Annotated in this window: 4 protein-coding genes; 3 read left to right on the top strand and 1 reads right to left on the bottom strand. The window is 60.6% G+C overall.

The genetic code is table 11. The features are described 5' to 3' along the window. Nucleotides 1-621: SPFH domain-containing protein (locus AAC083_RS00460; RefSeq protein ID WP_108537806.1), on the bottom strand; the 621-nt coding region annotated here is incomplete at its 3' end. 197 nt (nucleotides 622-818) lie between these two features. Here AAC083_RS00460 and cysG point away from each other — a divergent pair. The 3 genes from cysG to cysN form a co-directional block, all read left to right on the top strand. Next, on the top strand, nucleotides 819-2,267 hold the full coding sequence (gene cysG / locus AAC083_RS00455) for a siroheme synthase CysG (RefSeq protein ID WP_108537805.1): 1,449 nt from the start codon (nucleotides 819-821) through the stop codon (nucleotides 2,265-2,267). Nucleotides 2,268-2,362: 95 nt separating this feature from the next. Beyond that, complete coding sequence (cysD, locus tag AAC083_RS00450) at nucleotides 2,363-3,331, top strand: sulfate adenylyltransferase subunit CysD (RefSeq protein ID WP_258224846.1); 969 nt, start codon at nucleotides 2,363-2,365, stop codon at nucleotides 3,329-3,331. Nucleotides 3,332-3,342: 11 nt separating this feature from the next. Next, nucleotides 3,343-4,568, top strand: a 1,226-nt coding sequence (cysN, locus tag AAC083_RS00445) for a sulfate adenylyltransferase subunit CysN (protein ID WP_108537804.1), incomplete at its 3' end; no start/stop codon positions are given.

The raw sequence follows: 4,568 nt of genomic DNA, 5'->3' as shown, positions 1-4,568 counted from the left end.
CTTCTCGCCTTCGGCCTTGAGGATCTTGGACTGACGCACCCCTTCGGCTTCCAGCACCTCGGCCCGTTTCTGGCGCTCGGCCTTCATCTGGGCGTTCATGGCTTCTACCAGTGACAGCGGCGGACGCACATCCCTGATCTCGATCCGGGTCACCTTGATGCCCCAGGGGGCGGTGGCCGCATCCATGGTGCGCAGCAGTTTCTCGTTGATGGTGTCACGCTGGGAGAGCATCTCGTCCAGCTCCATGGCGCCGAGCACGGTCCGCATGTTGGTCATGGAGAGATTGCGGATGGCGCTGGTGAGATCGTTGACCTCATAGGCCGCTTTGCGGGCATCCACCACCTGTATGAAGCTGATGGCGTCTATGGTGACGTTGGCGTTGTCGCGGGAGATTACCTCCTGCGCCGGTATGTCCAGCACCTGTTCCATCATAATGATTCTGTGGCCGATCCTGTCCACATAGGGGATCAGCAGGTTGAGACCGGGGGAAAGGGTACGGGTGTAGCGACCGAAGCGCTCCACTGTCCAGTTGTAGCCCTGCGGTATTATCTTGATCCCGGCACTCAGGGTGATGATCACCAGGAACACGAAGATCCCCGTCACAATCAATGACTCATTCATTATTAAGCTCCTTATGAAACACATTCACTAGCCTATGGCCTAGCGTCGAGCACCACAAGGATGTTCGTTCGCCTTCGTCATCATACTGCTTTGCTAATTACTAAAACGCATTAAAAAGCATTTTTTATTATTTTGAGGGATAAGCAGCCCTGCCTATAGTCGCCCTATATTAGTCGTGTTCCAAGGGATGGGCCGAAATGGATTATTTACCTATGTTTGCCAGGTTGGAAGGCCGCCCTGTGTTGCTGGTAGGCGGGGGCGAGGTCGCCCTGCGCAAAGCACGTCTGCTGCTGGCCGCAGGCGCAAGGCTGACCCTGGTCTCCCCCGAGATTGACCCCGAATTCACCGCCTTTACCGGTCGCTTCACTCATCTGGTCGAGCGTTTTACGCCGGCCCATCTGACCGGTCAGATCCTGGTGGTGGCCGCCACCGACGATCTCGAGGTCAACGCCCTCGTTTATCAGAGCGCCAATCAGCGCGGTCTGTTCGTCAATGTGGTGGATGACCCCAAGCGTTCCAGCTTCATCTTTCCCTCCATCATCGACCGATCTCCCCTGATGGTCGCCATCTCCAGCGGTGGCAAGGCCCCCGTACTGGTGCGCCTGCTGCGCGAGCGGCTGGAGAGCCTGCTGCCCCGCCATCTGGGGGGGCTCACCGAACTCTCCGGCCGGGTGCGCGACAAGGCCAAGCGGGTGCTCTCATCCATTTCCGATCGTCGCCGTTTCTGGGAGCGGGCGTTTGCCTCCAATACCCTGGCTGGCCTCATCGAAAAGCAGGATTGGCAGAGTGCCGAGCGCTGGCTGAACGACGGTCTGGATCAGGCCAAGAGCGAGGTGGGTGAGGTGGTGCTGGTCGGTGCGGGGCCCGGCGATCCTGGCTTGCTGACCCTCAAGGCGCTGCAACAAATTCAGCAGGCGGAAGTGGTGCTCTATGACCAGCTGGTCTCCGCCGAGATCCTGGATCTGGTGCGTCGCGATGCCACCCTGGTGTCGGTCGGCAAGAAGGCCGGTGCCCACAGCGTGCCCCAGGAGGAGACCAATCGCCTGCTGGTGGAGTACGCCAGGGCGGGCAACCGTGTGGTGCGGCTCAAGGGAGGCGATCCCTTTATGTTTGGCCGGGGCGGCGAGGAGCTGGAAGTGCTGGCGGCAGAGGGGATCCCCTTCTCTGTGGTGCCCGGCATCACGGCCGCCGCTGGCGCCACCGCCTATGCCGGTATCCCGCTGACCCACCGCGACCACGCCCAGAGCGCCGTCTTCATCACGGGCCATTGCCAGAGCGATGGCAAGGAGCCCGACTGGCAGCAGCTCGCCACCACCAACCAGACCCTGGTCGTCTACATGGGGCTGATGCGATCCGAGCACATTCAGCAGCAGCTGGTGAGCCACGGCCGCCGCAGCACGACCCCCATCGCCATCATAGAGCGGGGCACCACGGCCCGTCAGCGTGTGCTGACCGGCACCCTCGCTGAGTTGGCCGAGCTGGCCAAACAGGCGGTGAGCCCGTCCCTTATCGTCATCGGCGAAGTGGTCGCCCTGCGCGAGCGGCTCGCCTGGTTTGGGGAAAAAAGCGGGGAAAAGAGTGGCGAGCAGCAGCGCGATAACCCGGATCTTGATGGCTGCGACCTCAAGCTGGTGCAGCTGGCCTGAGAGCAAAGACCTATTTGATGCGGCTGCCAGCGCGGCCGCGCACTGAACCACCCAGCGCCCTGACCATGCGCGTTAGCAATGACCCGAGGACCAACATGGACCGTGAAAGAGTGACTCACTTGCAGCAACCTGATGTGGAGAAGACCCCAGCAGGTATCTCCCGTGAACGATTGACTCACCTGCAGCAGCTGGAAGCCGAGAGCATCCATATCATCCGCGAGGTGGCTGCCGAATTTGAAAACCCGGTGATGATGTACTCCATCGGCAAGGACTCCTCCGTCATGCTGCACCTGGCCCGCAAGGCCTTCTATCCGGGCAAGATCCCGTTCCCCCTGCTGCACGTCGACACCGACTGGAAGTTCAAGGAGATGATCAAATTCCGCGACGAGACAGCCAAAAAGTACGGGCTGGATCTCATCGTCCACAAGAACCCGGACGGCCTCGCCATGGGCATCAACCCTTTCGTGCACGGCAGCGGCAAGCACACCGACATCATGAAGACCGAAGGGCTCAAGCAGGCGCTCAACCAGCACGGCTTCGATGCCGCCTTTGGCGGTGCCCGTCGCGACGAGGAGAAGTCCCGCGCCAAGGAGCGGGTCTACTCCTTCCGTGACAAGGCCCACCGCTGGGATCCAAAAAACCAGCGGCCCGAGCTGTGGCGCGTCTACAACAGCCAGGTCAACAAGGGGGAGAGCATCCGGGTGTTCCCGCTCTCCAACTGGACCGAGCTCGACATCTGGCAATACATCTATCTGGAAAACATCGACATAGTGCCGCTCTACTTCGCGGCCCACCGTCCGGTGGTGGAACGCAACGGCATCAAGATCATGGTGGATGACGAGCGCATGCCCATCGGCCCTGAAGATGAAGTGAAGCAGGAGCTGGTGCGCTTCCGTACCCTCGGCTGCTACCCGCTGACCGGGGCTATCGAATCCGATGCCACTACGCTGCCGGAGATCATCGAAGAGATGCTGCTCACCACCTCGAGCGAGCGGCAAGGGCGGCTGATTGACCACGATCAGGCAGGCTCCATGGAGCAGAAAAAGCGTCAGGGATATTTCTAAGGAATCGCAACATGAACAACCATATTCAGACCGCCATCAGCGAACAGGGCATTGAAGCCTACCTGCACGCCCAGCAGCACAAGAGTATGCTGCGTTTTCTCACCTGCGGCAGCGTGGATGACGGCAAGAGCACCCTCATAGGCCGGTTGTTGCACGACTCCCAGCAGATTTATGAAGATCAGCTCAAAGCGCTGGAGTCCGACAGCCAGAAGCTCGGCACCACCGGCGAAAAACTCGATCTGGCGCTGCTGGTGGATGGCCTGCAAGCCGAACGCGAGCAGGGCATCACCATAGACGTGGCCTACCGTTATTTTTCTACCGCCAAGCGCAAGTTCATCATCTCGGATACCCCGGGCCACGAGCAGTACACCCGCAACATGGCGACCGGCGCCTCTACCTGCGATCTGGCCATCATCCTGATCGATGCCCGCAAAGGGGTGCTGGATCAGACCCGTCGCCACAGCTTTATCGCGAGCCTCTTGGGTATCAAGCAGTTCGTGGTGGCGGTCAACAAGATGGATCTGGTGGAGTTCAGTCAGGAGGTGTTCGAGCGCATCAGTGCCGATTATCGCGAGTTCGCCAAGAAGCTCAGTGTCGACACCATCCATATAGTGCCGGTCTCGGCGCTGGACGGTGACAACGTGGTCAACCAAAGCGACAAGCTGGCCTGGTATCAGGGCGAAACCCTGCTCTCCCTGCTGGAATCCGCCGAGGTAGAGCGCGAGCTGGAGCGCCATCCGGTGCGCCTGCCGGTGCAGTATGTGAACCGCCCCAACCTCGATTTTCGCGGCTTCGCGGGGACGCTCGCGGCCGGTATTTTGCGGGTCGGCGACAAGCTGGCGGTGTTGCCCTCCGGCAAAGAGAGCACAGTCACCCGCATCGTCACCTTCGACGGGGATCTGGAGTACGCCCTGCCGGGTCAGGCCATCACGGTCACCTTTGCCGACGAGATCGACATCAGTCGCGGCGACCTGCTGGTGGATGCCGCCAGAAAACCGCTGGTGACCCAGAACGTGCTGGCCCACATCGTCTGGATGGGGGAGGAGTCCCTGCAATCGGGTCGGGTCTATGACATCAAGCTGGCCACCAAAAAGACCCGCGGTCAGGTGGAGGCCATCCGCCATCGCATCGAGATCAACAAGCTGGACGAGCTGCCCGCAAGCGAGCTCAAGCTCAACGAGATTGGCCTGTGCGAAGTGAGCCTGACCGATCCGGTGGCGTTTGACCCGTATACGGA

The organism is Aeromonas sp. HMWF014 (genome assembly GCF_963878295.1).
GTDB lineage: Bacteria > Pseudomonadota > Gammaproteobacteria > Enterobacterales > Aeromonadaceae > Aeromonas > Aeromonas popoffii.
Note: the sequence above shows the minus strand (reverse complement) of the source record. Positions and strands in the feature narration are given on the sequence as shown.

Excerpts from the sequence above, each read along its gene's own strand:
- cysD (WP_258224846.1), top strand. The coding sequence starts at position 2,363 with ATGGACCGTGAAAGAGTGACTCACTTGCAGCAACCTGATGTGGAGAAG.
- cysG (WP_108537805.1), top strand. The coding sequence starts at position 819 with ATGGATTATTTACCTATGTTTGCCAGGTTGGAAGGCCGCCCTGTGTTG.